Here is a 26218-nt window from a genome sequence, read left to right as displayed (position 1 = left end):
AACATCCTCCTCAATACCGTGCATCGGATCAGTCACGCCACACACCTCATTGCTACATGGACGACAAAAGACAGCTGCCCAATGTTAACACGAATCAAGAGCCGCCAGCTCACAGCGGAGGCACCACTCGAGCATCCTCGGCCGGGACGCCTTCTCTCGCCGGCATCATGTCCGGGCGACACCCTCCGTGCGGTGGGGCGACGCGGCTCCGTGAGCTGCCTGAGCGCTGAGGCCGACCCGGAAGGTGGCGTCGGCGAAGGGGTTCCGGGTGCTTCGGGTCCGTCGCACGGGCACATAGGATGGGGGTGTTCGTGTGAACCATCTCGTGAGGAGTCACCCATGACCTACGTTCTTCCCGATCTCGACTACGACTACGGCGCCCTCGCCCCCCACATCGCCCCGGAGATCATGGAGCTCCACCACAGCAAGCACCATGCCGCGTACGTGGCCGGCGCCAACACCGCCCTGGAGCAGCTCGCCGAGGCCCGGGAGTCCGGGAACTTCGGCGCCGTGAACAAGCTGGAGAAGGATCTCGCCTTCCACCTCGGCGGCCACATCAACCACTCGGTCTTCTGGAAGAACATGTCGCCCGAGGGTGGGGGCCGCCCGGACGGTGAGCTCGCCGCCGCCATCGACGAGTTCTTCGGCGGTTTCGAGGGCTTCCAGAAGCAGTTCAACGCCGTCGCCAACGGCATCCAGGGCTCCGGCTGGTCGATGCTGGTCTTCGACGTCCTCGGTCGTCGCCTCAACGTCAACCAGCTCTTCGATCAGCAGGGCAACCTGCCCGCCGGGCAGATCCCGCTGCTGCAGCTCGACATGTGGGAGCACGCCTTCTACCTGCAGTACAAGAACGTCAAGGCCGACTACGTCACCGCATGGTGGAACGTCGTCAACTGGGCCGACGTGGCGGACCGGTTCGCGAAGGCCACCGCGTTCCAGTTCTGACATCGTCGACACTGGGGGTCCGGATCACGCATGATCCGGACCCCTCATCGTTCACGGCTCCGGGAGGAGGGCAGGATGACCGACATCATCCAGGGCCTGCTGCAGTTGCAGGAATCCATCCATCGGTTCGAGGTGGAGACGCTGGGTCTTGATCCCGACTGGGGCGAGGCCCGGGTGGCGTTCTGTGTGGCGGGTGAACTACTGGATCTCGCTTTCCACGGTGACTCCTTCGACGAGTTCCCCGATGAACCACCGGGCATGGACGAGGACTCGAACCACCCCCTGGCGGCCTTCCTGGACTGGCTCGCCGAGCCCCATCACGCGAGGCGGGTGCGGTCGCTGCGGTTCACCGGTCCCGACGAGGGCGGCAACGGCATGAGGCCGTGGACCTTCGACCGGTTGCTCAACCGGGATGTGGTGTTCGAGCGGCTTCGTCATTTCGAGGTGGGGCTCACCGACGGGGCCGACCACAACCTGAGCGTCATCGCCTCCGCCGACGACTGGTTCAGCGAAGGCGGTACCCTCGCGGCCCTCCTGGCCAGGATGCCGACCCTGCGCAGCATGATCGTGCCGTCAGCCCCCAACGAGGAGTTCTTCGACGGTCCGCCGCACCCGCTGTCGAGCCTGCAGCTGCAGTGCGGGCTGGCCCACGAGAACGTCATCACCAACCTCGCCAGGAGTTCCCGGTTCCCGGAGCTGCGGGAGCTGGACCACACCGAGATGCACGATCCCGGGCGGGTCGCGGAGGCCAGCGCCGAGGAGTTGCGGGAGCTCTTCACCGACGTCGAGGCCTTCGAGGAGCTGGTGCGTTCCCCCACCGGCAGGCGGCTGTCCCGGCTCGTCCTCCGCGGCACGACACTGACCGAGGAGCAACTCGGATCACTGCACCGCGCGAATCCCGGCCTGCAGCTCATTCACGTCCCGGAGGAGCACGGCTACCACATCAGCTGAACGCGTGACTTGGAGGGTGCGCGGATGGGCGCATGTCGGGAACCCTGGCAGGCACGGACACTGGGGGATCAAGGTTCCGGCCTCACGTGAGGCGTTGTTCACGGGGCCTGGGCGGCTGCTTGTTTCCGTGGCAGAATCGCCTTCTTCACCGTTGGTCGAGCCGGGTCCGGAGCCTGCGGAGGGCTCGTGTCGAGACCTCGTGGGATTCCCGCCCAGCTCGAGTTCCTGCACCGTGCGCCAAGGGTCTCGACACGGGCCCCTCCACTACGTTCCAGGTCCCGGCTCGACCAGCGGGGGAAGGGGGATCTTAACCGGGTCTCGACAATCGGGCGCGCTGCGCCCTCAGCTCGCTCAGCGGGGAAGGGACACGGGTGTTCAGCACAGGGCGTATTGGATCCATTCCCAGGCTTCGGATTCGACTGGCCTGGTCTCCGAGGGTTCTGGTGGGTCGAGCCAGGGCGGGGGCGGCTCCTCCACCCTGGGTTCTGGTTCCGGAGTTCGGAGACACATGGTGCCGCCAGTGGCATGGACGAGATACTCAAACCCTGCCGGAGACTTCCAGTGGAACCAGCCGGGGGCGGGTTGGGTGAGTGTCCAGCCGCCGAAGGTCTTTGCCCGATGTGATCTGCGCGCCAACGGGGCGAGGTTGCCCCACCTGGTCTGCCCTGAAATCCCGTCGCGGTACGGGATGGTGTGGTCCAGATCACACGCCCTGGAGGTGCGAGCAGCGTAGGGGAACACATCGACCGGCATCAATGCCGTGACTGCCATCCGCAACCCGACCGACGGATCATGAAGATCCTCCGGAGCATGACGCAGCGGATCAACGATCGGTCGGACGGTGACCTTCGAGTCCTTCAGGAACTCCGGCAACCGGGAGGTCAGGAACGCACCCCACCGCTCCACCTCAGCAACCCCGGAGGATCCACTGTCGGGATTGAGGGCGGGGTCGTCGGCGTTGATGTGGACGAACACCGTGGCCTGGGGCAGCATGTCCTGCCCACCGGCTTGGCGCGCGAGGACACCGACAGCGGCGGCGCGACGTTGTTTCAGATCTCCGGTCTCGGCCGGGAGGGTTTTCGCAACCTCAGTCAACGCATGATCGAAGTCGATCGCATCCCGGGAATCCAACAGCCCGTACAAGGCGCAGTGGCCGTTCTTGACGGTATCGACTGCCACGTAGCGGTTCTCCCGCTGCCGGGTCTCTCGTTCCCGGGCCGCCTCGGGGTCGGCGGCGATGATCCACGCTTCCAAGTTGCGGCGGATCCGCTGCCACGACCACAACCTGAGAGCGACCGCGAGTTTCCGATCCAACCGAGCCGCCGCCTCCGCGTTCAGCTGGGAGATGGCTGGCCGATTCACCACCTCCGCGACCTGCCACCACCGCAGACTCCCCGTGAGGAATGCCTCCCACAACGCCGGGAACCGAAACCTGACGTCCAGAACCGTTCCGATCCTCTCCAACGCCGCATCCGGGGAGATCTGAAGAATCCCACCCAGTTCGTGGGCGAGGAACTCACCCACCGACGGTGCCCCATCCCCACCAGGCTCGAGGAACCCTTCCACAGCATCCATCACCGCAGCATCGTCGACCTCATACAACTCCGCGGCCTTCGCGATCCCGACCATGAGGGCCACCTCCGCCGCCCGGGCGTGGGCGTCCGCCTCGTGGATGGCCTGGTAGGCCTCGGCGAGAGTGGCGGGGAGAGGGTTCATGACCCCATGATAATCGAATGAGCATTCTAGTGCAAGGGGTTGGGAAGAAGTTTTCTTCTCACATCGTGTGCCTAATGAAGGTCCGCCAGGACCGTTGCGGTGGTCTCGACACGGACAGCTCGCGATGCTCACGGTCCGGCTCGACCAGCGGGGCGGTGAGGATTCGCCTGTCCGCGCGCCCTCTCACCCCGCGGGACCCGCTCCACGACGAGGGCGCGGGCCCCGTCGCGGGTCCTCGCCAGAATGAGGGTGGCCTGCCCCTCTCCCTTCGGGCGCAGTTGCCGACGCAGCGCCGCCGGATCGACGTCCATGGCCCGACACTTGATCTCCAGGCTGCCGATGCGTTGCTGCTTCACCCAGCGCCGCAACGTCGCGACGTCGTGGTCGAGGACCTCGAGGACGCGGAAGTCAGTGGCGAAGGGGCTGGACAGCGGTGCCGCTGAGGTGGCGTAGGCGATGCCGGGCGCGAGCAGCCTCGCCCCGGGCAGGGCCTCCGCCACGAGCCCGGCCCTGATGACAGCGTTGTCGGGTTCATGGATCCACTCCCCCACCTCCCCGACCGGCAGGGGCTCCGCACCCGGCAGCAGGGTGTGCACACCGTCTTGCCGTAGCACCACAGCCCTCGGCCCCGGTGTGATGAAGTTCCACAGTGACACCTCCACGACATCGCCGTCGACCGACACCCACGTCGCCGCGACCTCCGCGGGGATGAGTTCCTTCGGCAGTCCCGGGCCGAGTTTCACGGCCGTGGACCAAGGGCCGGCCAAGTGGGTCTCCACGACGGACCACGGCGGACTGAACCGGGAGACGTCCCAGGTGCGGCCCCGGGCTCCCCGCCTGGCCGGATCGAGGAACACCCCGGCCCCGGCAGGCACCGTCACCTCCTCCGCCAGCCCTGTCGTCACCGTCACGGCCCTCGACGGTCCTGCCCCGGTGCGGGCGAGTTCACCGAGAAGATTCGCCTCGGCGAAGGCCGCCGTCCGGGGATCGGCCTCGACGGCGTGCACCCCGAGTCCCGCCGCGACGAGGGCCATCGCGTCCACCCCGACACCGCAGCCGAGGTCCCACACCGTCTCGACCCCCGCGTCGCGGAACAGTCCCGCCCGCCACTGCGCCACCGGCCACCGGGTCGCCTGTTCGAGGCCGTCCCGGGTCAGGTACATCCCCTCGGCGTGCGGCAGCTTCGCGGCGGCCCGGCGGCGCAACGTCACCTGGGTGAGGGCGGCGGCCGCCAGCTCCGGCGAGAACTCCCGTCGCAGCCGCTCCGCGGCCCCCAGCGAATCGGGATCCCGCTCCCTGGATGCGGCCGCCAGGGCACGTTGTCCCGTGGCACTGAGAAGATCCATGCACCAAGGCTACGGCGGCAATCCTCCGTGGTCCCGGCGAGCCCGTCCGGGTCGCACTAGACTCCGCAACAGGTTGACCTGTCGAAAGGGTGTGCACCGTGGCCATCTCCAAAGTCCTGATCGCGAACCGAGGCGAGATCGCCGTACGCGTGATCCGTGCGGCACGTGATGCCGGGATCAGTTCCGTCGCCGTCTACGCCGACTCGGATGCCGGCTCGCTGTTCGTCAGCCTCGCCGACGAGGCATTCGCGCTCGGTGGGGCGACCCCGGCGGACACGTACCTCAACGTCGACAAGCTGCTGGGCGTGGCGGAACGCTCCGGCGCGGACGCCGTCCACCCCGGATACGGTTTCCTCGCCGAGAACGCCGACTTCGCCCGCGCCGTCATCGCTGCCGGCCTGACGTGGATCGGCCCGCCCCCGGAGGCGATCGAGAGCCTCGGCGACAAGGTGAGGGCCAGGCACATCGCGCAGAGTGTCGGCGCCCCTCAGGTACCGGGCACTCCCGATCCCGTCGCCGACGCTGACGAGGTGGTGCGGTTCGCGCAGCAGCACGGCCTCCCCGTGGCGATCAAGGCCGCATTCGGCGGTGGTGGGCGTGGCCTCAAGGTCGCCCGGAGCCTCGAGGAGATCCCCGAGTTGTTCGAGTCGGCCACCCGCGAGGCCGTCACGGCCTTCGGCCGGGGCGAGTGCTTCGTCGAGCGCTACCTCGACAAGCCCCGCCACGTCGAGACGCAGTGCCTGGCCGACAAGCACGGCAACGTCGTGGTGGTCTCCACCCGCGACTGCTCGCTGCAGCGTCGCCACCAGAAACTCGTCGAGGAGGCTCCGGCCCCGTTCCTCACCCCGGAGCAGCAGTACCTGCTCTACAGCTCCTCCAAGTCGATCCTGCGGGAGGCCGGCTATGTCGGCGCGGGCACCTGCGAGTTCCTCGTCGGGCTCGACGGCACCATCTCCTTCCTCGAGGTCAACACCCGGCTCCAGGTCGAGCACCCCGTCTCCGAGGAGGTGACGGGGTTGGACCTCGTGCGGGAGATGTTCCGGATCGCCGACGGCGAGGCCCTCGGCTACGAGGACCCCATGATTCAGGGCCACTCCATCGAGTTCCGGATCAACGCGGAGGATCCGGGACGCGGCTTCATGCCCGCGCCGGGGACGCTGGTGAAGTGGCACGCCCCCACCGGCCCGGGTATCCGCGTCGACGAGGGCTACCACGCAGGCATGACGGTGCCCGGCGCGTTCGACTCGCTCGTGGCCAAGGTCATCGTCACGGGGGCCGATCGGCCACAGGCCCTGGCCCGGGCCCGACGCGCACTGCGAGAACTCCAGATCGACGGGATGCCGACGGTGACCCCCTTCCACCAGGCCGTCCTCGAGGACCCGGCCTTCACGGCCGAGGGCGGTGCCTTCGCCGTGCACACCCGCTGGATCGAGACGGAGTTCACCGGCGACATCCCCGCCCACACCGGCATGCTCGGCGAACCCGACGACCTCGGCGAACCGGAGGTCATCGCCGTCGAGGTGAACGGGCGACGGATGGAGGTCAAGCTGCCCGCCGGCTTCGCCAACCGCACGGCCGCCTCCGGCAGGACCCCGAAGAAACCCACCAAACGTGACCGCGGTGGGGCGAAGGTCCTCGCCCCCACCGGCAACGCCTTCCCCGCCCCCATGCAGGGCACCATCGTCAAGGTGTCGGTCAACGAGGGCGAGGTCGTCGAGGAGGGTCAGGTCATCGCGGTCATCGAGGCCATGAAGATGGAGCAGCCCCTGTCTGCCCACCGTCCCGGACAGGTCACGAAGCTCGCCATGACGGCCGGTCAGCCCGTCAGCGCGGGCGACGTGCTGTGCGAGATCATCGACCCGGAGTGAGCCTGGTGGCGGGCAGCAGGTCCGCCACCACTGTGTCAGGGTGATCCTGATCGGCGCTCAGCCGCTGGGTGCGAGCCCCGGGACGCTCGGCCAGGGCCTGATGGAACCGGCCGTCGATGAAGTGGACGGCCGCTCCCTCGTCGCAGCCGTAACCGCTGGGCAGGATCCCCTCGGCGACGGCGGCGCGGAACGTCGGTTCGCGCATCTCCTCGGTGTCGTAGTGGGGGCAGAAGCTTCCCGCGACCAGACCGAGGCCACCGACCCAGGGCCGCATCGGCCCGAAGGAGGTCGTGACGCAGCCTTGGAACCAGCAGTTGCCGCCGGCTGAGATGCCGCTGAGAACGACCTCGCCCGCACCGGCTCGGGCACGCAGCAGTTCGCTGACCCCATGCGCATCCCACAGCGCCATGAGATTGACGCTCGAGCCGCCGCCCACCACCACGAGATCCGCCTCATGAAGTTGCTCGACGGAACGGGCGGCGTCCTCCCACAGCATGAGCACGGTGGTCCTCACCCCCAAGGCCCCGTAGGCGCTGCGGAACAGTTCGATGAAGGACTCCTCGTCACGCGAGGCCGTCGGGGCGAAGCACACCGTCGGGCGGTCCTTGCCCGTCAGGTCGATGAGGAATCGGTCCAGGGCTGTCGCCCTGCCGTCGTCGGACATCGAGAAGCCGCCGCCACCCATGGCCACCACGTGTGTGCTCATGGCCCCGATCCTGCCATCCCCCGCGCGGTGACGGGCCGCCGTCCGTGAATCAGGCAGGGCTCATGCCCAGGCACTGGTCCATGTCCAGGGCGGGCAGGGCCGCACTCGGCACCGACACAACCTTCGCCGGAACCCCGGCCACCGTGGTGTGGGGTGGCACGTCCTTCAGGACGACGGATCCCGCGCCGATCTTGGCCCCCTCCCCGACCCGGATGTTACCGAGCACCTTGGCTCCGGCCCCGATCATCACGCCGCGGCCGATCTTCGGGTGTCGATCGCCGCCCTCCTTCCCGGAGCCGCCGAGGGTCACCTCGTGCAGCATCGAGAAGTCGTCCTCAACCACCGCGGTCTCACCGATGACGACGCTGGTGGCGTGGTCGAACATGATGCCCTTGCCGATGCGTGCCGCGGGGTGGATGTCGACGGCGAACACCTCGGAGATCCGGGACTGAAGGTACAGGGCCAGGGGACGCCGGTCCCGCATCCAGTAGGAATGCGCCACCCGGTAGGCCTGGATCGAGTGGAAGCCCTTGAAGTAGAGCAGCGGGTTGGCGTAGCCGGGAGCGGCCGGGTCCCGGGTCACGACCGCCTGCAGGTCGGCCCGGATGGCGTGCTGGATGCACTCCTCCTCGCGCAGCACGTCAAGGATGATGTCCCTCAGACTGAGCGCGGGCAGGGTCGCGTTGTCCAGCTTCGCGGCGAGGATGTATGCCAGGGCCGTCTCAAGGTTCGGCTGGCTCAGCACGACGTGGGAGAGGAACCCGGCGAGCAGGGGCTCACTCGAGGCGGCGCGGGAGCACTCCTCACGGATGGTCTCCCAGATCAGGTCGTCCGGAACGATACGGGCAGGGTCCATGATGTCTCCTCATGTCGTGACACTGTCATCATGGATCAACCCCGAAACGGGCCGGGACATTCCCTGCCCCGGCCCTCGAGGGATCACTCGTCGGCGGTGCGCACCCCGATGGTGAGCAGCAGGTTCGCGTACAGCCGCTGATCCGCGGAGACGATGACGACGGTGACGTCGTCGGCCCGCGCGGCGTCATAGAAGTCCCAGCGCGGGATCTCGTCGAAGGGGACATCGGGCAGGGCGGCACGGTACTCGTCGTGCGCCGGGATGCTGTCGGGACGCTCGATGCCGACGGCGTCGTCGGCGGGCACCATCAGCCCGGCCCGCTCGATCGGGACGGCGCGCTTGAGGACATCGAGGATCTGGGTGACGTTGAGCAGGCCCGGGGTGAGGTTGAGGTGAATGCGCTCAGCCGCGGCGGGGGCCCCACTGGCCGCCGGGTAGTTGCCGTCGGTGATGAGGATCTTCCCGCTGTGCCCGCTGCGGCCGATGGCCGCGAGGAGGTCGGGATGGATGAGGGCGCCAAGAAGCATGTCACTGTCCTTTCGTGGAATGGCGGATGATGAGTTCGGGGCCGAGAAGGGTGTGTTCGGCCGGCTGCCCGTCGATGAGCGCCGCGAGATGCGCGACGGCGCAGACCCCCACCTCGTGGTGGGGCTGGCGCAACGTGGTCAACGGGGGCAGGAAGTTCCCCGACCCCTCGGCGTCGTCGAAACCGACCACGGCCACGTCCTCGGGGATGCGTCGCCCCTGCTCCGCGAAGCGACGCATGGCACCGAGCGCGAGGTGATCGTTGCTGACGAACACCGCGTCGACGTCGTCACCGATCGCACCACCGGCCTCGTAGCCGTCGGCGGCGGCCCAGGAACGGCCCGCGACCGTACGGGGCTCGATCCCAGCGGCCTCGCAGGCGGTCCGGAACCCCTCCTCGCGCTCGTGGGCGTCGAACCAGTCCGCGGGTCCGGCGAGGTGGAGCAGCCCACGGCGCCCCAGGGACAGCAGGTGCTCCGTGGCGAGCCGGGCCCCCAGACCCTGGTCGATGGCGACGGAGGCGACGTCCGCGGGCAGCCCGAACCGCTGCCCCACGAACACCGTGGGGAGCCTGCCGTCGAGCACGGAGACGAGGTCGGCGGAGCGGGTGTGACCGCCGAGCACGACGACCCCGTCGACGCCCAGCGGCACCAGCTCGTCGAAGGCGGGACTCGAGTCCAGCGTCACCCCGGCGATCGAGGTGTGGTAGCCGCGGGCCCCCAGCTCCGAGACGATCGACAGGAACGTCCGGGCGTGGCCGCCGAACAGCGGAGTCGCGTTGACGATGTGGATGACCCCGGTCCTGCGGTTCGACAGGGACCTGGCGGCCAGGTTCGGACGGTAGCCCAGCTCCTCCACGGCGGCCTGGACCCGCTCCCTCGTCTCGGGGGCCACCACCGAGGCGCCCCTGACGACCCTGGACACGGTCTGGCTGGACACGCCGGCCAGCCTCGCCACGTCGGCGAGACTGGCCCTCCGGTTCCCCCCGTTTCCCCCTGTCATGGCTGATGCAACCTCGTTCGTGCCGTCGCCGCGATGACCGCGTTGCGTTGCTCGGGGGGAAGCTGCCCGGCCACCTCGAACTGCACCAGCAGCGAACCCAGGGTGGAGGCCTCCGCGGGGCCGGCGAGCACCGGGATGCCGAGGGCCTTGGCGGTCAGTTCACAGAGCAGGGCGTTGCGGGACCCCCCTCCCACGAGGTTCAGCTGGCTGGGTGCCTCCCCGGTCAGGGCGGTGAGGTCCCTGACCCCCCGGGCGTAACGTTGCGCGAAGGACTCGCACAGCGCACGCACGAGCTGGCCCTGGGAGATCTCGCCCTGGGCGCCGCCCTCACGCAGCGCCGCCTCCACCCGGGCCACCATCGAACCGGGCTGCGCGTACTGCGGATCGTCCGGGTCGATCGTGACCCCGAGGGACTCAGCCGCGGCGGCCGCGTCGAGGAGGGCGACGATGTCGTGCTCCTGCCCCCGGGCCTGCCAGTCGCGCTGGCATTCCTGGAGGATCCACAGCCCGGTGATGTTGAACAGGGGTCGCACCCCGCCCTCCGCACGCGCCTCGTTCGTCAGGCCGAGGGCCCGGGCCTCCTCCCCGAGGAGGGGTTCGTCGCGCAGCACACCCAGCACCGACCAGGACCCGGCCGACAGGAAGCACGTGGCGCCCTCGTCGCGCTGCAGGGCCGCGACGGCGCAGGCCGAGTCGTGGGCACCGGCCCGGATGACGGTGAGCTGTTCCAGGCCGGGGACGGTGCACGGCCCCGCGACGGAGCACTCCTCGCTCAACTCCCCCACCCAGGATCGTGGGATGCCGAGGGCCTCGAAGACCTCGTCGGCCCAGCTCGTCGCGCCGGGGGCGCACAGCCCGGAGGTGGAGGCGATCGAACGGGACCAGCCCCTCACCCCGGTGAGGAGGAAGGTGAACCAGTCGGGAAGAAAGAGGATCTGGTGGGTCCGCGCAGCCGTCTCCGGCTCCTCCGTCAAGAAGGCGAACAGTTGGTTGGAGCTGTTGATGGTGGCGGGTGCGATGCCGGTGAGGCGCCACTGGGTGGCCTCGGGCAGTCGCTCCTGGAAGGCGTCGAGGGTGCGCTGGGTCCTCTCGTCCCGGTAGCAGCGCCCCCTGGTCAGGGCCTTGCCCTCGGCGTCGACGGGAACCCAGTCGACCCCCCAGGTGTCCACGCTGACCGAAGTGGCGTCGGGGAACTGCTCGACGGCGAGCCGGAGGCCACGCACGACCTCCTCCCAGATCGCCTCGAGGTCCCAGCAGAGGTAGCCGCCCTCCTCCTTCGCGGTGTGGGGGAACCGATGGACCTCCGTCTCGGTGACTCGGCCGTCGTCGAGGACTCCGGCGATGATCCGACCGGAGGAGGACCCCAGGTCGACGGCAAGCGCGGTGGCTGGCACTTCACAACTCCTGTTCTCGTGTCTTCCCCCATCCTGCCGGTCCTTCGCGGGGGATGCAGCAGGGTGACGTCTTCGGTGCCGTCACCCGAATGGTTGTCTCGGGGTGGTGTCGGGCGGGTGGGAGCCCTGTCGGCTCCCCGCCCACCCGACACCGGATCGTCAGCCGTACAGCGGGCCGAACTGGGCGCAGGCCCGGTAATCGGCCCCCTCCAGGTCGGCGGTGCCGAAGGCGAGCCAGTTCTTCGGACGGAAGATCTGCTCGCTGGGCACGTTGTGCATGTTGACGGGGATGCGCAGCATGGCTGCCAGCGTGATGAGGCGGGCACCGATGTGGCCGTAGGAGATGGCACCGTGGTTGGCACCCCAGGCATTCATGACGTCGTAGACGCTCCTGAACGCCCCCTCACCGGTGAGATTCGGCACGAACCAGGTGGTGGGCCACGTGGCGTTCGTGCGGTCCTCGATGATGGTGGCGGCCTCGTCGGGCAGCTCGACGGTCCAGCCCTCGGCGATCTGCAGCACGGCACCCAGCCCATCGACCCAGTTGATCCGGGACATCGTCACCGGCACCTCACCGGCCGAACGGAAGTGCGTGGAGATCCCGCCACCGGGGAAGTACTCGTAGATGGCCGGGGCGAAGGTCGAGGCCTCGAGCATCGCCCTCTGGTCCTCCTCGGTGACCTCCCACCAGGGCTTGATGACGTGTTCCCCGTCGCGCACGGCGGCGAAGGAGCCGTCGAGTGTGGTGGGTCCGGAGTTGCGCAGGTCGATGATGCCGCCGGAGGCCCGCCCCTCCAGCCTGTGTCCGGTGACCCGCTCCACGGCCTCGGGAGACCAGTAGGTGCGCACGTCGCTGAACAACTGCGCCGTGTTGGTCACGAGGTGGTTGAGCAGCATCGACGCACCGTTGAGCGAGTCGTTCTCGGTGGCGAGGATGTAGGGGGTCCGGGTGCCGTTCCAGTCGAAGGTGGTGTTGAGGATGGTCTCCATCAGGTCACCGTTGGGGAAGCCGTCGGTCCACTGCCGCTGACCCTGGAAGCCGGCGGCCAGCGCGCCGCGGCCGAGCGCCTCCTCGCCCCAGCCCTTGTCCGCGAGCTTCGGGTTGCCGACCATGAGGTCCCGGGCGATGAGCGTCATCTTGACGGAGTAGCTCCACCAGTCGTCGTGCAGCTCGGGCTTCTGGTTCTCCGGCGGGTTGTAGTCCTTGCCGGGGGTGAAGTTCTCCCGCACCCAGGCGTAGGCGCGCTCGTACTCCTCGACGTCGTAGATCTCCTCGTTGACGCGACGCGCGAACTCGCTCATGTCGACGTACTCGTTGCGCATGCCGAGGTACTTGCTCCAGAACTCGTCCTTGACGACGGAGCCGGCGATACCCATCGACACCGCACCCATGGACAGGTAGGAGGTGCCCTTCATCTGCGCCACGGCGAGACCGCAGATGGCGTAGTCGAGGAGACGCTGCCGCACCTCGTCGGGGATCGTCTCGTCATCGGCGTCCTGGACGTGCTCACCGTAGATGCCGAAGGCCGGGATGCCGAGCTGGGTGTGGCCCGCCAGGGCGGCGGCCAGGTAGACGGCGCCGGGACGCTCCGAGCCGTTGAATCCCCAGATGGCGTGGGGCATGGTCCGGTCCATGTCGATCGTCTCGGTGCCGTAAGCCCAGCACGGGGTGACCGAGAGGGTGAGGCCGACGTTCTCTCGCTTGAACTTCGCGGCGGTGGCCTGGGCCTCGGCGACGCCACCGATGGTGGTGTCGGCGATGACGCACTCGACCGGGGTGCCGTCGGGGTAGCGCAGCTCCGCCTCGTAGAGGGCCGCGACGCGCTTGGCCATGTTCATCGTCTGGTCCTCGAGGGACTCCCGCACGCCGCGACGGCGTCCATCGATGATGGGCCGGATACCTATCCTGGGGTGGTTCGTCATGGTGATTCCCTTGTCTCCCTTACTTCGTTGTTGTGGGTTTCCCCCTTGGGTGATTCCGGCACCTCGAGCGTCCGATGGAGGCGCGGGGACCACCCAAGAGGATTCCCCGCTGGACGTCCCGGGGGACGCCCAGCGGGGAGAGGATGTCACTCGTAGAGGTTGGGCTTGATCTCTTCGGAGTCGATGTTGGTCTTGTCGTACCAGGCGAAGCCCGAGTCGATGGTCTTCGGCAGCTGCTCACCGTTGATGGCCTTGACGGCGGCGATCACCGTCTCGCAGCCCATCTTCACCGGCGACTGGGTGACGGCCCCGGCCTGCTTGCCCTCCTTGATGGCAGCGATCTGGATCTTGCCGGAGTCGAAACCGACGACGTGCAGGCCCTCCTTGTTGACCTCGTTGGCGGCCTGGACGGCACCGGTGGCGGCGGCCTCGTTGGTGCCGTAGATGCCGACGATGTCGGAGTTGGACTGGATGAGGGACTTCGCCGCTCCGGTGGCCTCCTCGACCTTGCCCGCGGTCAGGGGCTCGAGCAGCTTGATCTCCGGGGCATTGGTGCGGATGTACTCCTGGAAGCCCTCACACCGCTGCTTGCCGGTGGCGGAGGTCACGTCGTGGCAGACGAGACCGATGGTGCCCTTGCCCCCCGTCAACTCGACCATGTGCTTGGCGGCCTCGCCCGCGGCGGCCTTGTTGTCGGTGGACACCGTCGTCAACGGATCGTCGGAGTCGACACCGGAGTCGAAGGCGATGAGCGGGATCTTGGCATCGCTGATCTTCTTCAGGGTGTCAGCGGCCGCCTTGGTGTCGAGAGCCGCGAAGCCGATGGCCGCGGGGCTGGTCTTGAAGGCCGTCTCGAGCTGGTCGATCTGGATGGACACGTCCTGCTCGCTGGGCGGGCCGACGAACTCGACCTTGTAGCCCAGGTCCTTGCCCGCAGCGTCGGCGCCCTCCTTCACGGCCTGCCAGAAGCGGTGCTGGAAGCCCTTCGACACCAGGTAGACGGTCTTGGAGCCGTCGCCCTTCTTGATGTCGCTCGGGGTGTTGCAGGAGACAGCGGCCGCGGCCTGGCTGCTCGAGTTGCTGTCGCTGGAGGAGGCGCCGCCCCCCGCGGGGGTGGTGGTGGACGACGAGGTGGAGCAGGCACTGAGCCCGAGAGCGAGCAGTGCCGGCACGGCCAGCCACTTGGGGTTGAGACGCATGGTTGTTCCTTTCAGGTTGAGGACCGGGTCCTCAGGGGTTGGGGGCTGCTGAAGCCCGGTTGTTATTCAGTTGTGGGAGTTCGGACGTGTTGCAGAACTGGTGTCGGGACGGGCGATCCGCCCCGACCTCGTGCCCGGCTAGACCGCGGAGGCCCGTGCCCGTCGCACGTTGTCGGCGAACACCGCGGCCAGGACGATGACACCGATGACCACGTACTGCCAGAACTGGTTGACCTGCATCATCTGGAGGCCGGTGAGGAGGGTCTTCATGAGCACCGCGCCGACGAAGGTGCCGAGGATGTTGGCCCGGCCGCCCGCGAGGGAGGTGCCACCGATGACGACCGCCGCGATGACGTCGAGCTCGTAGCCGAGACCCTCACTGGGCTGCACGACGGCGGTGCGGGCGTTGAAGACGATGGCTCCGATGGCCATGAAGATGCCGGCCGTGACGTAGACCATCACCTTCCAGAACTTGACGTTGACGCCGGACAGGCGGGTGGCCTCCTCGTTGGAGCCCATGGCCAGGGCGTAACGACCGAGCAGGGTCTTGTTGAGCAGCACTGCCGCGACGATGGTCAGCAGCACGAAGAGGATGGCGGCGTTCGGGATGCCCGGGATGGTCTCCATGCTCCCGAAGACCTTGAAGTCGGGGTTCTCGATGGGCATGGGGTTGGCGTTGGCGATGACGAGGGCCAGACCCCTGGCGACCATCATCATGCCGAGGGTGGCGATGAAGGGGGGCAGTCCCAGGACCGCGATGTTGAAGCCGTTGACCGCGCCGACGAGACCACCGAACAGGATCGCGAGCAGCAGGCCCAGGCCAAGGGGAAGGTTGAGGAACCCGCCGCCGAGGAAGAAGGCCGTCATCACACCGGCCAGGGCCATGCCGGTACCGACCGACAGGTCGATGCCTCCCGTCGCGATGACGAAGGTGGCCCCCAGCGCCATGATGCCGATGGCTGCCGAACGCAGCAGGATGTCGGACAGCACCGCGGGGTTGCTGAACCCCGGGGCGACCAGGAAGAAGATGAGGTAGATCACGATGAGCGAGCCGAAGACGAACAGCTGCTGCATCGAGGACTTGAGGGTGCGGGCGAAGGGGCTGGGGGCCCCAGCCCCGAGGACCTCGTTGGTGGTGCTCACGCTGCGTTTCCTTTCAGCTGCGCCTTGCCGAGCGTGGCAAGTTCCATGATGTTCTCCTGGGTGGCGTCCTCGTTGTCGAGGACCCCGGTGATGTGGCCGTGGGCCATGACGGCGATGCGGTGGCTCATCCGAAGCACCTCGGGGAGCTCGGAGGAGATCATGAGGATCGCCTTGCCCTGGGCGCAGAGCTGCTCCAGCAACTCGTAGATCTCCTCCTTGGCGCCGACGTCGATGCCGCGGGTGGGCTCGTCGAAGATGAGGACGTCACAGTTGCGGATGAGCCACTTGGCGATGACGACCTTCTGCTGGTTGCCGCCCGACAGCTTGCCCAGCAACTGGTTGACCGACGGAGTCTTCACCCGCAGCTTCTTGCTGTACTCCTCGCCGACCGTGCGGATCTTGCCGTCGAGGATGAATCCGCCGATGTTGAAGTCCTTCATCGCCGCCATGACGGCGTTCTGCTTGATGTCCTGCTCGAGCAGGAGCCCGTACTGCTTGCGGTCCTCGGACAGGTAGCCGATGCCGGCGCGCACCGCGTCGGCGGCCGTGCGGATCTGGGTCTCCTTGCCGTTGATGGTGATGGTGCCGCTCGTGCGGGGGTCGGCGCCGAAGACGCAGCGCGCCACCTCGGTGCGTCCCGCACCCATGAGTCCGGCGAAGCCGAGGATCTCGCCCTTGCGCACCTCGAAGTTGACGTCGCGGAGGAGCTTCTTGGTGCTCAGCCCCTCGACCTTGAGCACGACGTCGTCGCTGAGGGGCTCGTTGCGGGGCCGGACCTCGGCGGAGACCTCGCGGCCGACCATCATGGAGATGATCTCGCGCATCTCGACGTCCTTCGTCGTGACGGTGCCGATGTACTGGCCGTCGCGGAGCACCGACACCCGATCGGTGATCTCCTCGATCTCCGGCATGCGGTGGGAGATGTAGATGAGCCCGGTGGTCGGGGACATGAAGTCCCGGATCATCCCGAACAGCGCCTCCGTCTCCGCGACGGTGAGGGCGGCGGTGGGCTCGTCCATGACCAGCACCCGGGAGTTGTAGGACAGCGCCCTGGCGATCTCGACCATCTGCTGGCGGGCGACCGACAGGTCCCCGATGCGGGCCTTGGGGTTGATGTCCATGCCGAGGCTCTCGAAGAGTTCCGCGGCGTCACGGTTGAGCTTGACGTCGTTGATCCAGCCGCCCTTGTGGGAGCCCGGACGCCCGATGTAGAGGTTCTGGGCCACCGTGAGATCGGGGACCATGTTGAGTTCCTGGTGGATGATGGACAGGCCCAGGTCGCGCGCGTGGTTGACGCCGTTCACCTGCACCTGCTGACCCTCGATCCAGATCTCCCCGCCCGGGTCGGCGGTGTAGATGCCGGTGAGGATCTTCATGAGGGTCGACTTGCCGGCGCCATTCTCACCGCACAGGCCGAGCACCTCCCCCGCGTTGAGGTCGAGGTTGACGCCTTGCAACGCCTTCACACCAGGGAAGGTCTTGCTGATGTTCTTCAGCTCAAGCAGCTTCGCCACGTGCACTCCTTCGTGTCCAGTCCCAGGGGCCGCCGACTGCGACGTCCGACCCCCTGAGTGATGCTAACGCTAACATCATCCTCCCCGACCACGTCAAGGGGGTTACGAAAGCGTTATCACCGGACAGCAAAATACCTTGTCAGAGCAATACGGTGACGCTACCGTGATCAGAGGGCCTGCACACTTGGCCCGGCGGCCCCACAGCAACGACAAGGGCCGGGGCCCGTCCAGTGGACGGGCCCCGGCCCTGACAGGCTCGAGGAGCGCTCAGACGTGGGTGCCGGCGGAACGCAGGTACTCGCAGGCCTCGACGACGCGGGCCGCCATGCCCGCCTCGGCCGCCTTGCCCCAGGCGCGCGGGTCGTACTGCTTCTTGTTGCCGACCTCGCCGTCGATCTTCAGCACACCGTCGTAGTTGCGGAACATGTGCTCCACCACGGGGCGGGTGAAGGCGTACTGGGTGTCGGTGTCGATGTTCATCTTGATGACGCCGAAGTCCACCGCGTCGGAGATCTCCTGCGGGGTGGAGCCGGAGCCGCCGTGGAAGACGAGGTCGAACGGACGATCCTTGCCGTACTTGGCGCCGACGGCGTCCTGGATCTCCTTGAGGACCTCGGGACGGAGCTTCACGGCACCCGGCTTGTAGACGCCGTGGACGTTGCCGAAGGTGAGGGCGGTGATGTAACGCCCCTTCTCACCGAGGCCGAGGACCTCAGCGGTGCGCATGCCGTCCTCGACGGTGGTGTACAGCTTGTCGTTGATCTCGGCCGAGACGCCGTCCTCCTCGCCGCCGACGACACCGACCTCGATCTCGAGGATGATGTGGGCCTTGGCGCAACGCTCGAGCAGCTCGTCGGCGATCGAGAGGTTCTCCTCCATCGGCACGGCCGACCCGTCCCACATGTGCGACTGGAACAGCGGGAGCTGGCCGTTCTTCACGCGCTCCTCGGAGATCGCCAGCAGCGGACGGACGAAGCTGTCCAGCTTGTCCTTCGGGCAGTGGTCGGTGTGGAGGGCGACGTTGATCGGGTAGTTCTTCGCCACTTCCTGGGCGAAGGTGGCGAAGGCCACGGCACCGGTGACCTTGTCCTTGATCGTGGGGCCGGAGAAGTACTCGGCACCGCCGGTGGACACCTGGATGATGCCGTCGGAGCCCGCCTCGGCGAAGCCCTGAAGGGCGGCGTTCAGCGTCTGGGAGGAGCTGACGTTGATGGCCGGGTAGGCGAACTTGCCTTCCTTGGCCCGGTCGAGCATCTGGGCGTAGACCTCAGGAGTTGCAACAGGCATGGTGCCCCTTTTCGTGTCAGGCGTGGTTTACAGGAATCAGCCTAGCGCCCCGCAACGGCGGCTTCCGCTCGGGGGCGGCCTTGCGGACAGCGCGACCCCGCGAACGGTTCAGAACATCCGGTCCATGTCGGAGACGTCCAGTCGCACCCGCCCCATGGAACGCGCACCCACCGCGGAGTCGATGGCCGCGGGCATCGCGTCGAGGAAGCTCATGGGCACCGAGGCCACCCGCTCGCCCCCCACCTCCATCACGAGCCTCGGCCCGGCACCGAACCCACTGCCGGTGACCTTGAGCGACGAGATCTCGGCCCACGTGGCGCTGGCCGTCACGGGCTGTACGAACTCCAACCCCGTGGAGTCGATGTAGAGGGCGGTCCCCTGACCGATCGCGGCGAGGTCCTTCTTCGCCCTGGCCAGGGAGAGGACCACGCAGCTGACCCCGATGACGGTCGAGATCCCCCACAGCAACGTCACCGTCGGCAGGGCCCAGGCCGGCAGCACATCGCTCAGCAGCGTCCGCGGACCGACGGGCAGGAACTGCGGCGAGAGCCACGCCAGGAGCAGGATGACCCCGAGCACGGCGGCGACGATGAACTGGTAGCGCAGCCGTCCCCGTTGCCGGGCCACCCGCGCGGCGGTGGGCAACGGCGTCAGTTCAACGGCGAAACGTTCCGGGCTCATGCCAACATCGTAGAGGTTGGGGGCGTGCTCGATGCCTCAGGCGGAGGGGCCCCAGGGTGTTGCAGCGCCCAGTGGTACATCGCGATGGCCGCCGCGGCCCCCGCGTTCAACGAACGCGTCGAGCCCCGCTGCGTGATGGCCACGAGCCGGGTGCAGGCCGCCACCATGGCCTCCGTCAGCCCCGGACCCTCGGACCCGAAGACCAGGCAGCAGTCCCGCGGCAGGGTCGCGGTCTCCAACGGGACCGAGCCGGGGAGGTTGTCCACACCCACCAGTTCGATCCCCCGTGCCGCGCACCAGGCATGGAGGTCGCGCTCGTCCGCGTGGTGGTGCACGTGGAGGTACCGGTCCGTCACCATGGCGCCCCGCCGGTTCCAGCGTCGCCTGCCGACGATGTGCACCCCGCCGACGTTGAAGGCGTTGGCGGTTCTCACGATCGAGCCGATGTTGAAGTCGTGCTCCCAGTTCTGGATCGCCACGTGCAGCCCGGACCGGGAACGGTCCAGATCCGCCACGATCGCCTCGAGCCGCCAGTAGCGGTACCGGTCCACGACGTTGCGTCGGTCCCCCTCGGCCAGGAGCTCCGGGTCGTAGCGTGGATCCGTCGGCCAGGGCTCCGGATGGGGGCCCACACCGACGACCGGCAGGGTGGGGTCCTCCGTCACAGCCCGAGGTCGTCCAGACCGATCGCGTGACGGTACTCGAGCCCCGCCTCGGCGATCCGCTCCGCCGCGCCCGTGGCCCGGTCGACCACCACGGCCACCGCCACGACCTCTCCCCCGGCCTCACGGACGGCCTCGACGGCGGTCAGGGCGGAGCCCCCCGTCGTGGAGGTGTCCTCGACGACGAGCACCCTCCGTCCCGCGACCTCGGTCCCCTCGATCCTGCGCTGCATGCCGTGGGACTTCGCCTCCTTGCGGACCACGAAGGCGTCCAGCCGACCTCCCGCCGCGGCGCGGGCGTGCAGCATCGCGGTGGCGACCGGGTCGGCCCCGAGGGTCAACCCACCGACCGCATCGAAGTCGAGGTCGGCGACGAGGTCGTTCATGACCCGCCCCACCAGGGGGGAGGCGGCCCCGTCGAGGGTGACCCGACGCATGTCGACGTAGTACTCGGCCTCCCGTCCCGAGGCGAGCGTGACCCGCCCCCTGACGATGGCCAGTTCCTTGACGGCCTCGATCAGCCGTTGCAGGTCATTCACTTCTTCTCCGTTCCTGTCAGCACAGCGAAGGCCACCGACACGTCCCCCGTCGGGACCAGGTCCTCGTGTGTGGTGAGTGTGAGCAACGCCTGGGTGGGTGGCTGATCGGGTCGCCCCGGCACCGGGTCGAGCACCCAGGAGTCGTCCCGGCCGACGGTGAGCGAGGCCGGGGCCGAGGTGATCGTGTAGGTGAAGGTCGCGCTCTCGGTCTCCACCTCGATGACGCCACCGACGGGGAGGTCGAACCAGCCCCGCAGGGGTTCCCCGCCGGTGAACCAGCGCCCGGCCATCGCCAGGTTGCCGACCTCGCCGGGCAGGGCCGAACCGGGGTACCAGCCGAGCCCCCCGTCCAGCTGCGGCGCGTCGACGCCCACCCGCACGGGCCACTCGACGGTCTCCCCGGATGCGGGGATCCGCACGATCCAGGCCGCCTCGCCGGGACGCAGTGCAGCATCCCCCGCCTCCCACCGCGTCCGCAGACCAGCCACCTCACGGACGGCCTCGGCACGGGTGGGGCCGACACTGCCCCAGGCCTGCCAGGCCAGGTAACCGCCGCCGGCGAGCACGCCGAGCACCACAACCACGGCCACCACGAGGCCGACCCGGGAACGCGATCTGGTCGTCACAACCGCCAATTCTTCCATCACGTGAACCACAGCTTGCTTCCCGACGGCGGGGGCGAGTCCGCGGTGTCCTCATCGGTGAACGGTTCCGCTCCACCGATCCACCCCGCGAGCTCCCCCGAGTGCAGCCACCGGTAGGGGCACGGCTGCGAGGCCGTGGCGCGCACCAGCGCCGGCAGATCCATGCGCTGGGCGCCCGCGGCGAGCAGGACGTTGCCGAAGCGTCGCCCCTTCATCACGGCCGGCTCCGCCCCGACGACGAGGTGGCGCCACCGCTGCGCCACACCCGCCGCCAACCGTTTCGTCCAGGCGAACGGGGACGAATCGGTGACGTTGAACACGACCATCCGACGCCCCCGCCCGATGCGCACCAGCTCGTCGAGGAACTCCGTCGTGACGAGCTCCCCCGGCACCCGGTCCCCCGCGAAGGCGTCGACGACCACGAGATCCGCGTAGTCGGAGGGCATGAGCGGGGTGGCGCTCCGGCCGTCCTGGTCACGCACCTTGATGCCGCTGCGGGGCGGCAGGGGCAGCTTCCTGCGCACCTCGGCGGTGAGGTCGGCGTTCGGCTCGCACACGATCTGCGCCGTCCCCGGTCGTCGCCACGCGATCCAGCGCGGGATGCTCATCCCCGCCCCGCCGATGTGGACCGCCCGCAGCCGGGTGTCCGGGTCCACGTCGACCAGGCCGTGCTCGAGGAGCAGGGCGATGTGGTTGACGTACTCGAACAGCAGCAGATCGGGTCTGGCCGGATCCACCCACGACTGGGATGCCGCCCCGAACCTCACCCTGAACGCCCCGGGATGCTGCGGGTCCGCCTCCAGTGTCACGACACCACCGATCAGTTGGCGCAGGCACGCACGGGTTCGGAGACCTGCCCCTGCACCCGACGGCGCACCGTGATGTTGACGCAGGTCTCCCCCTCCTGCACGGGCACGATCACCTCGGGTTCGGACACCCGTACCCGGCTCTCGTTCGCGGGGGCACCGATGATCTCGATGAGGTAGACGTCCTCGGCCTGCGGCGCGGGATTCGTCCAGGTGAACTTCACCTGCTCGCCGGTCACGCTCGAGGTGACGTCCACCACCGCGGGCACCTTCGTGGCCTCCCCGGTGGGGACGGCCCTGGTCGATCCGCCGCCGAAGGTGCCGTTCGCGAAGAGCAGGGCGAGGACGACCCCCACCACGAGCAGGAGGCCACCCAGCACGGCCAGCAGGGTACGCCGCCCGTTCCTCGGCGCCGGCTCCGGTTCGGGGGTGGGGCTCGGCTGCGCCTCCGGCACCGGCAGGGTGCCGACGTCGCGGGGGCCGGCCTGGGCGAACCCGGAGCCACGCAGCAGCACCCCCGGTTCCGGCGCCCCCGTGGAGACCGACGGCGGAGTCGGGTCGTCGACGAGGCTCGCTGGATCCTGGTAGGACAGGTAACCGCCGGTGTAGGAGGACAGCCCCGAGGTGTAGCTGCCAGTAAGCATCTGGCTGGAGTCCGCGTTGGGCCACGACGGGTCGAAGCCCTGGTCGAGGCGGCGCGGCTCCTGGTCGACGGAGGCCGCGAGGACGTCGAAGGGGGTCATCGGCAGACCGTGACGGGTCTGGACGCTCTGCAGGGCGCGTGCGAACTCCTGCGCGCTCGAGTAGCGCCGGGCCGGATTGCCCGCCATCGCCGTCGCCAGGACGTTCTCGAGGGTCTGCGGCACGTCGTTGCGACCGGTGCGGGGGCAGTGGAAGTTCCTGGCGCGCTCCCGCAGCGCGGCCGTGCCGTTGTCGGCGCCGGGTACCGCCAACGGGCTGCGCCCGACGAGCATGGCCCACGTCGTCGCGGCGAGCGAGAAGACATCGCTCCACGGCCCGGGCTCCATGCCCGCGTTCGGGTGCTGCTCGATGGGTGCCCACAACGGACTCAGTGCGTTGGCGAGGGCCCGCTGGTCCTGGGAGGCGGAGATCCCGAAGTCGGTGAGGGCCGGGCGCTGGAACCCGGTGAACAGGATGTTGGCCGGCTTGATGTCCCGGTGGAGGATGCCCTGCTGGTGGGCGGTCTCGACGGCACCCGCGAGCTGGATGGTGAACTCGATCGCCTGGGTCGGCGGCAGCACCCGATTCGAGATCCTCGAGCCGAGGTGGGTGGAGGAGCACTCCTCCATGACGAGGAAGGGACGGCCATCGGGCGAGAGCCCCGACGAGTGGATCGTGACGATGTTCGGGTGGCCGGACAGCCGGGCCATGAGGACGGCCTCCGCGGCGAAGGCGTTGAAGGCGGTCTCGTCGACGGTCTGGTGCAGGACCTTCACCGCCACGCCACGGCCGAGCGAGTCCCGGTAACGGAAGACGTCGGCGAATCCGCCGCCGCCGATCCAGCCGATGTAGGTGAAGCCCGGGAGATCCGGGGGTTGCGTCCGTTGCCCCATCACGGCAACCCGTCGCAGTGGATCTGGACGCCCTGCCCGAGGTCGAGGACGTCACCCGCCTCGAGGGGGATGGCCCGCTCGGGCAGTCGCAGCGGGTCACCGCCGCGTCGCCTCAACGCGCTGCCGTTGCGGCTGCCGAGGTCCCGGGCGTAGGCCTGGCCGTCCTCGACGAACAGCGCGAGATGGTTGGCCGAGACGTGCGGCTCGCTGATGGTGACCAGGCGGGCGGGTTCGTTCAGGTTGAGCCCACCGGCGCCGGGATGCCTGCCGATGATGACCGGGCCCGACAAGGGGATGAGCTCGCCGCTGTTGAGACGCAGGCAACCGATGGGGGCACGGTCGACGGGGCCGCCCGGGGCCGTGGCCGGGGCTTCGAGGACGATGTCGGAGGACGGTTCCGCCGGGGAGGGCACCATGGGGATGCCGCTGGTCTCCTCGACGAGGAAGCTGCTGGACGGCTTGAACACCCCCACCTCGAGACACGACGCCAACACGACACCGTCGTTGACGGGAACGGTCGCCCCCGAGGGCGTACCCAGCCGGATCGCGGTGGGCGCCTGCACCGTGCGTTCCGTCCAGGTCGTCACGGTCTGGCACTGCATGGCCTCGGAGACGGTGCCGAACTGCGCCTCCAGCTCCAGCTTCCCCCGCACCGCGAGATGCCAGCTGGTCCCCTCACAGATCGCCACGGCGAAGTCCGGGAGCTCGAGGACGTTGACCTCGGCGACCTCGGCCAGGGAACGCACGAAGTCGCTGAGCTTCGCGCCGGAGTGCACCCGCTGCCACAGCTCCCCCGCCGCCTGGGGACGCAGCTGCTGGGACACGAGAGCGACCCCGTGGGGCCACACGATCCCGACGAAACCGCCGGGTGACCACGTGGGTATGCCGTGACTCGAGATCATCGCCTCTCCCCGTACTCGATCCTGCCGTCCCCGCGTGGTGGCAGCGTCCTGCGGTCCATGGTGCCCGATGTTGCGCCGCTCGCGAACTCGCAACGCACCAGCACCACGGTGACATTGTCCCGCCCACCAGCATCGAGCGCGAACTGTACTAGACGATTCGCCGCTTCCTGAAGATCATCGGTGAGACGAACGGTCGCGGTGATGGTCTCGGAACTGACCTCGTTGGACAACCCGTCCGAACAGATCACCACGACGTCGCCCTGCCGGGCCGGGATCAGCCACTGATCGGCCTCGGGCTGTTCGATCCCCGCCCCCAGCGCCCGCGTGATGATGTTCCTTGGCGCCCCGGCGAACTGGGCCGCGGCGGAATGGTCGACGCTGACCTGGGTCAGGACGGCGTCACGGAGCAGGTAGGTGCGGGAATCCCCCACGTTGAACACCAGCCAGCAGGGTTCCCCGTCGCGCCTGGACAGGGCCACCCCACTCACCGTCGACCCGGGGGCCCGCCCGTGCCCACGCAGCATGGCAACCTCGGCCGCGGCGTGGTTGATGGTCCGCACCACGTCCTCGCTGTCCAGCCATTCACGCGCGGCCAGGCCGCGGAAGACGTCGACGACCCCGCGGGAGGCCAGGTCCCCCGACTCGTGCCCGCCCATCCCGTCGGCGACGAGGAAGACGGGCGGCAGGGTCAGCCAGGAGTCCTCGTTCACGGTGCGGACGAGGCCCGGATGGGTCGCCGCCGCACACGTCACCCCCATGCTGGGCGGAGTCACTGGACCAACCTCAGGGTGCGCCCACCGAAGTGGATGAGGTGGTGCGGCAGCAACCGGTGCGGTTCCCGGACGATCAACCGGCTCTTCTCCCCGTCGCTCTCCAGGAAGACACCGTTGGTGGCCCCGATGTCGATGATCCTCACCCCGTCGACCTCCGCCAGGACCACGAGGTGGGTCTTGGACAGCCGCATCGTGGGATCGACGAGCTGGACGGCCCTGGCCCCGGCGTAGATGGTGGGGGCGACGGGGTTGCGTCCCAGCACGAGGGGGCCGTCCACCGTGATGCGCTGACCGTCGTCGAGCACCAGAACGGGGTCCGGCCGGGGCACCAACGGGTTCGGGTCGATGACGGTCTCGTCCGAGACCACCCGCCCCCCGGGAATGATGCGGGTGTCCTCCAGGCCGCCGCTCTCCTCCCGCTCCGGGGAGGTGAACCCGACCGGCGGGAAGACCGGGGCCGCGGGGGACGTCGCCCACGGGTTCGAGCCCGACACGGTGGTCGACGGCGCGAAGGGGCGCACGGAGGGCGTGCCGTCGGGTTGCGACGCCGAGGCCGGGGAGCCGGTGCCGGGAGTGACCGGTGCGACGGGGACGGCACTCTTCGGACAGGGCGGGAAAGGCCGGGCCCCCTCCGCCACCGGCGGCGTCCATGCGGGGGCTGCCTGCTCCACCGGCGGCGGCTCCGGGGTGGGGGCCGCCGGAGGGGTCGGCGGGGGCGGCGGGGAGGCCGTCCCGGGAGAGGTCTGCGGCCGGACCGGGCTCGGCGCGGGCATCATCGCCGCCTGGAACTGCTGCAACGGGGGCGGAGTCACGGGCACGGACTCCACGGAGTCCCGTTTGACCGGGACGATGCGGAAGACCCGGTCAAGCCAGTGCTGCCCGTCCCGGTGGGTGACGGGGTACGCGATCGTCCCCAGCCCACACGTCACCAGCCCGATCCCGGTCTCGGCGAGCATCTTCAACAACAGGGTGGTCGACGCAGGGTGCGCCGTCGTCTCGGTGACATACGTGAATCCCTTCACCCTGGAACCCAGGGTCTCGGACCGGGAGACCATGAGCCAGGCGCTCCACCCGAGCAGGGCCAGCCCCACCCCGGCCAGGAGGATCGGGAGCACCGTCCCGAGGAAACCGCCCCTGACGAACACGGCGAGGAATCCGGCCCCCAGCAGCAGAGCCATCGGGACCCACTGGATCAGGTGGGCCACGGCGCGCGGGGGCACGTCGAGCACCACCGCGACGAAATCGCCCAGTTGTCTACGCAT

24 protein-coding genes are annotated in these 26218 nt (G+C 68.8%); 3 read left to right on the top strand and 21 right to left on the bottom strand.

Going from position 1 to position 26218, the window contains the following annotated elements; all coding sequences use genetic code 11:
• The first annotated feature begins 339 nt into the window (after positions 1-339).
• Positions 340-945: a superoxide dismutase gene (locus tag EII35_RS08170; RefSeq protein WP_125227966.1), complete on the top strand. Its 606-nt coding sequence runs from the start codon at positions 340-342 to the stop codon at positions 943-945.
• A gap of 75 nt (positions 946-1020) precedes the next feature.
• A complete protein-coding gene (locus tag EII35_RS08165) occupies positions 1021-1896 on the top strand; it encodes a hypothetical protein (protein ID WP_125227965.1) in 876 nt (291 codons plus the stop codon).
• Positions 1897-2271: 375 nt separating this feature from the next.
• On the opposite strand, the gene EII35_RS08160 is transcribed toward EII35_RS08165, so the two are convergent.
• Together EII35_RS08160 and EII35_RS08155 are read right to left on the bottom strand one after the other, a co-directional pair.
• On the bottom strand, positions 2272-3612 hold the full coding sequence (locus EII35_RS08160; RefSeq protein ID WP_125227964.1) for a DUF222 domain-containing protein: 1341 nt from the start codon (positions 3610-3612) through the stop codon (positions 2272-2274).
• Between the two features lie 128 nt (positions 3613-3740).
• The gene (locus EII35_RS08155) at positions 3741-4958 is read right to left on the bottom strand and encodes a THUMP-like domain-containing protein (RefSeq protein ID WP_185744234.1); all 1218 of its coding nucleotides are present in this window, start codon (positions 4956-4958) and stop codon (positions 3741-3743) included.
• Positions 4959-5056: 98 nt separating this feature from the next.
• Between EII35_RS08155 and EII35_RS08150 the strand changes: the two genes are divergently transcribed.
• A complete protein-coding gene (locus EII35_RS08150; RefSeq protein WP_221739712.1) occupies positions 5057-6826 on the top strand; it encodes an acetyl/propionyl/methylcrotonyl-CoA carboxylase subunit alpha in 1770 nt (589 codons plus the stop codon).
• Here the strand turns inward: EII35_RS08150 and EII35_RS08145 are convergent.
• From EII35_RS08145 to EII35_RS08055, 19 genes are all read right to left on the bottom strand, one after another.
• Positions 6810-7532, bottom strand: coding sequence for a Type 1 glutamine amidotransferase-like domain-containing protein (locus EII35_RS08145; RefSeq protein ID WP_125227963.1), 723 nt, complete (start codon positions 7530-7532; stop codon positions 6810-6812). The two genes, EII35_RS08150 and EII35_RS08145, sit on opposite strands and share 17 nt — an antisense overlap.
• Positions 7533-7581: 49 nt before the next feature.
• Complete coding sequence (gene cysE / locus EII35_RS08140; protein ID WP_125227962.1) at positions 7582-8388, bottom strand: serine O-acetyltransferase; 807 nt, start codon at positions 8386-8388, stop codon at positions 7582-7584.
• An 83-nt stretch (positions 8389-8471) separates the two neighbouring features.
• Positions 8472-8915 carry an RbsD/FucU domain-containing protein gene (locus EII35_RS08135; protein ID WP_125227961.1) on the bottom strand — a complete coding sequence of 148 codons (444 nt, stop codon included), beginning with the start codon at positions 8913-8915 and terminating at the stop codon, positions 8472-8474.
• A 1-nt stretch (position 8916) separates the two neighbouring features.
• Complete coding sequence (locus EII35_RS08130; RefSeq protein ID WP_221739711.1) at positions 8917-9870, bottom strand: LacI family DNA-binding transcriptional regulator; 954 nt, start codon at positions 9868-9870, stop codon at positions 8917-8919.
• 41 nt (positions 9871-9911) lie between these two features.
• Positions 9912-11309 (bottom strand): rhamnulokinase, encoded by a 1398-nt coding sequence (locus tag EII35_RS08125; RefSeq protein ID WP_125227959.1) that lies wholly within the window; start codon positions 11307-11309, stop codon positions 9912-9914.
• A gap of 159 nt (positions 11310-11468) precedes the next feature.
• Positions 11469-13232 (bottom strand): L-fucose isomerase, encoded by a 1764-nt coding sequence (locus EII35_RS08120; protein ID WP_125227958.1) that lies wholly within the window; start codon positions 13230-13232, stop codon positions 11469-11471.
• A gap of 146 nt (positions 13233-13378) precedes the next feature.
• Positions 13379-14431 carry an ABC transporter substrate-binding protein gene (locus EII35_RS08115; protein ID WP_125227957.1) on the bottom strand — a complete coding sequence of 351 codons (1053 nt, stop codon included), beginning with the start codon at positions 14429-14431 and terminating at the stop codon, positions 13379-13381.
• 138 nt (positions 14432-14569) lie between these two features.
• Positions 14570-15574 carry an ABC transporter permease gene (locus EII35_RS08110; protein WP_260465067.1) on the bottom strand — a complete coding sequence of 335 codons (1005 nt, stop codon included), beginning with the start codon at positions 15572-15574 and terminating at the stop codon, positions 14570-14572.
• Positions 15571-17088 carry a sugar ABC transporter ATP-binding protein gene (locus EII35_RS08105; protein ID WP_125227956.1) on the bottom strand — a complete coding sequence of 506 codons (1518 nt, stop codon included), beginning with the start codon at positions 17086-17088 and terminating at the stop codon, positions 15571-15573. Before EII35_RS08105 ends, EII35_RS08110 begins: the two co-directional genes overlap by 4 nt.
• A gap of 267 nt (positions 17089-17355) precedes the next feature.
• The gene (gene fbaA / locus EII35_RS08100) at positions 17356-18375 is read right to left on the bottom strand and encodes a class II fructose-bisphosphate aldolase (RefSeq protein ID WP_125227955.1); all 1020 of its coding nucleotides are present in this window, start codon (positions 18373-18375) and stop codon (positions 17356-17358) included.
• A 108-nt stretch (positions 18376-18483) separates the two neighbouring features.
• Positions 18484-19056, bottom strand: a complete 573-nt coding sequence (locus tag EII35_RS08095; protein ID WP_125227954.1) for a hypothetical protein — start codon at positions 19054-19056, stop codon at positions 18484-18486.
• Positions 19053-19721 carry a TrmH family RNA methyltransferase gene (locus EII35_RS08090; RefSeq protein ID WP_125227953.1) on the bottom strand — a complete coding sequence of 223 codons (669 nt, stop codon included), beginning with the start codon at positions 19719-19721 and terminating at the stop codon, positions 19053-19055. The genes EII35_RS08095 and EII35_RS08090 overlap by 4 nt, the downstream gene beginning before the upstream one ends.
• On the bottom strand, positions 19718-20257 hold the full coding sequence (gene pyrE, locus EII35_RS08085; RefSeq protein WP_125227952.1) for an orotate phosphoribosyltransferase: 540 nt from the start codon (positions 20255-20257) through the stop codon (positions 19718-19720). The genes EII35_RS08090 and pyrE overlap by 4 nt, the downstream gene beginning before the upstream one ends.
• Positions 20254-20883, bottom strand: coding sequence for a sortase domain-containing protein (locus tag EII35_RS08080; RefSeq protein WP_185744232.1), 630 nt, complete (start codon positions 20881-20883; stop codon positions 20254-20256). The genes pyrE and EII35_RS08080 overlap by 4 nt, the downstream gene beginning before the upstream one ends.
• Positions 20884-20900: 17 nt before the next feature.
• A complete protein-coding gene (locus tag EII35_RS08075; protein ID WP_260465066.1) occupies positions 20901-21710 on the bottom strand; it encodes a spermidine synthase in 810 nt (269 codons plus the stop codon).
• 11 nt (positions 21711-21721) lie between these two features.
• Positions 21722-23281: a serine/threonine-protein kinase gene (locus EII35_RS08070; RefSeq protein WP_125227950.1), complete on the bottom strand. Its 1560-nt coding sequence runs from the start codon at positions 23279-23281 to the stop codon at positions 21722-21724.
• Positions 23281-24183, bottom strand: coding sequence for an FHA domain-containing protein (locus EII35_RS08065; protein ID WP_125227949.1), 903 nt, complete (start codon positions 24181-24183; stop codon positions 23281-23283). The genes EII35_RS08070 and EII35_RS08065 overlap by 1 nt, the downstream gene beginning before the upstream one ends.
• Positions 24180-24956 (bottom strand): PP2C family protein-serine/threonine phosphatase, encoded by a 777-nt coding sequence (locus tag EII35_RS08060; RefSeq protein WP_125227948.1) that lies wholly within the window; start codon positions 24954-24956, stop codon positions 24180-24182. Before EII35_RS08060 ends, EII35_RS08065 begins: the two co-directional genes overlap by 4 nt.
• Positions 24953-26218, bottom strand: a complete 1266-nt coding sequence (locus EII35_RS08055; protein ID WP_125227947.1) for an FHA domain-containing protein — start codon at positions 26216-26218, stop codon at positions 24953-24955. Before EII35_RS08055 ends, EII35_RS08060 begins: the two co-directional genes overlap by 4 nt.

The sequence above is a fragment of the Arachnia propionica genome (genome assembly GCF_003932785.1).
Lineage (GTDB): Bacteria > Actinomycetota > Actinomycetes > Propionibacteriales > Propionibacteriaceae > Arachnia > Arachnia propionica_B.
Note: the sequence above shows the minus strand (reverse complement) of the source record. Positions and strands in the feature narration are given on the sequence as shown.

What these genes read in the sequence shown, in the direction of transcription:
- EII35_RS08145 (WP_125227963.1), bottom strand. Translation starts at nt 7,532, where the DNA reads ATGAGCACACACGTGGTGGCCATGGGTGGCGGCGGCTTCTCGATGTCC.
- EII35_RS08120 (WP_125227958.1), bottom strand. Translation starts at nt 13,232, where the DNA reads ATGACGAACCACCCCAGGATAGGTATCCGGCCCATCATCGATGGACGC.
- EII35_RS08095 (WP_125227954.1), bottom strand. Translation starts at nt 19,056, where the DNA reads ATGAGCCCGGAACGTTTCGCCGTTGAACTGACGCCGTTGCCCACCGCC.
- EII35_RS08070 (WP_125227950.1), bottom strand. Translation starts at nt 23,281, where the DNA reads ATGGGGCAACGGACGCAACCCCCGGATCTCCCGGGCTTCACCTACATC.
- EII35_RS08170 (WP_125227966.1), top strand. Translation starts at nt 340, where the DNA reads ATGACCTACGTTCTTCCCGATCTCGACTACGACTACGGCGCCCTCGCC.
- fbaA (WP_125227955.1), bottom strand. Translation starts at nt 18,375, where the DNA reads ATGCCTGTTGCAACTCCTGAGGTCTACGCCCAGATGCTCGACCGGGCC.
- EII35_RS08115 (WP_125227957.1), bottom strand. Translation starts at nt 14,431, where the DNA reads ATGCGTCTCAACCCCAAGTGGCTGGCCGTGCCGGCACTGCTCGCTCTC.
- EII35_RS08065 (WP_125227949.1), bottom strand. Translation starts at nt 24,183, where the DNA reads ATGATCTCGAGTCACGGCATACCCACGTGGTCACCCGGCGGTTTCGTC.
- EII35_RS08155 (WP_185744234.1), bottom strand. Translation starts at nt 4,958, where the DNA reads ATGGATCTTCTCAGTGCCACGGGACAACGTGCCCTGGCGGCCGCATCC.
- EII35_RS08160 (WP_125227964.1), bottom strand. Translation starts at nt 3,612, where the DNA reads ATGAACCCTCTCCCCGCCACTCTCGCCGAGGCCTACCAGGCCATCCAC.
- EII35_RS08165 (WP_125227965.1), top strand. Translation starts at nt 1,021, where the DNA reads ATGACCGACATCATCCAGGGCCTGCTGCAGTTGCAGGAATCCATCCAT.
- cysE (WP_125227962.1), bottom strand. Translation starts at nt 8,388, where the DNA reads ATGGACCCTGCCCGTATCGTTCCGGACGACCTGATCTGGGAGACCATC.
- EII35_RS08055 (WP_125227947.1), bottom strand. Translation starts at nt 26,218, where the DNA reads ATGCGTAGACAACTGGGCGATTTCGTCGCGGTGGTGCTCGACGTGCCC.
- EII35_RS08135 (WP_125227961.1), bottom strand. Translation starts at nt 8,915, where the DNA reads ATGCTTCTTGGCGCCCTCATCCATCCCGACCTCCTCGCGGCCATCGGC.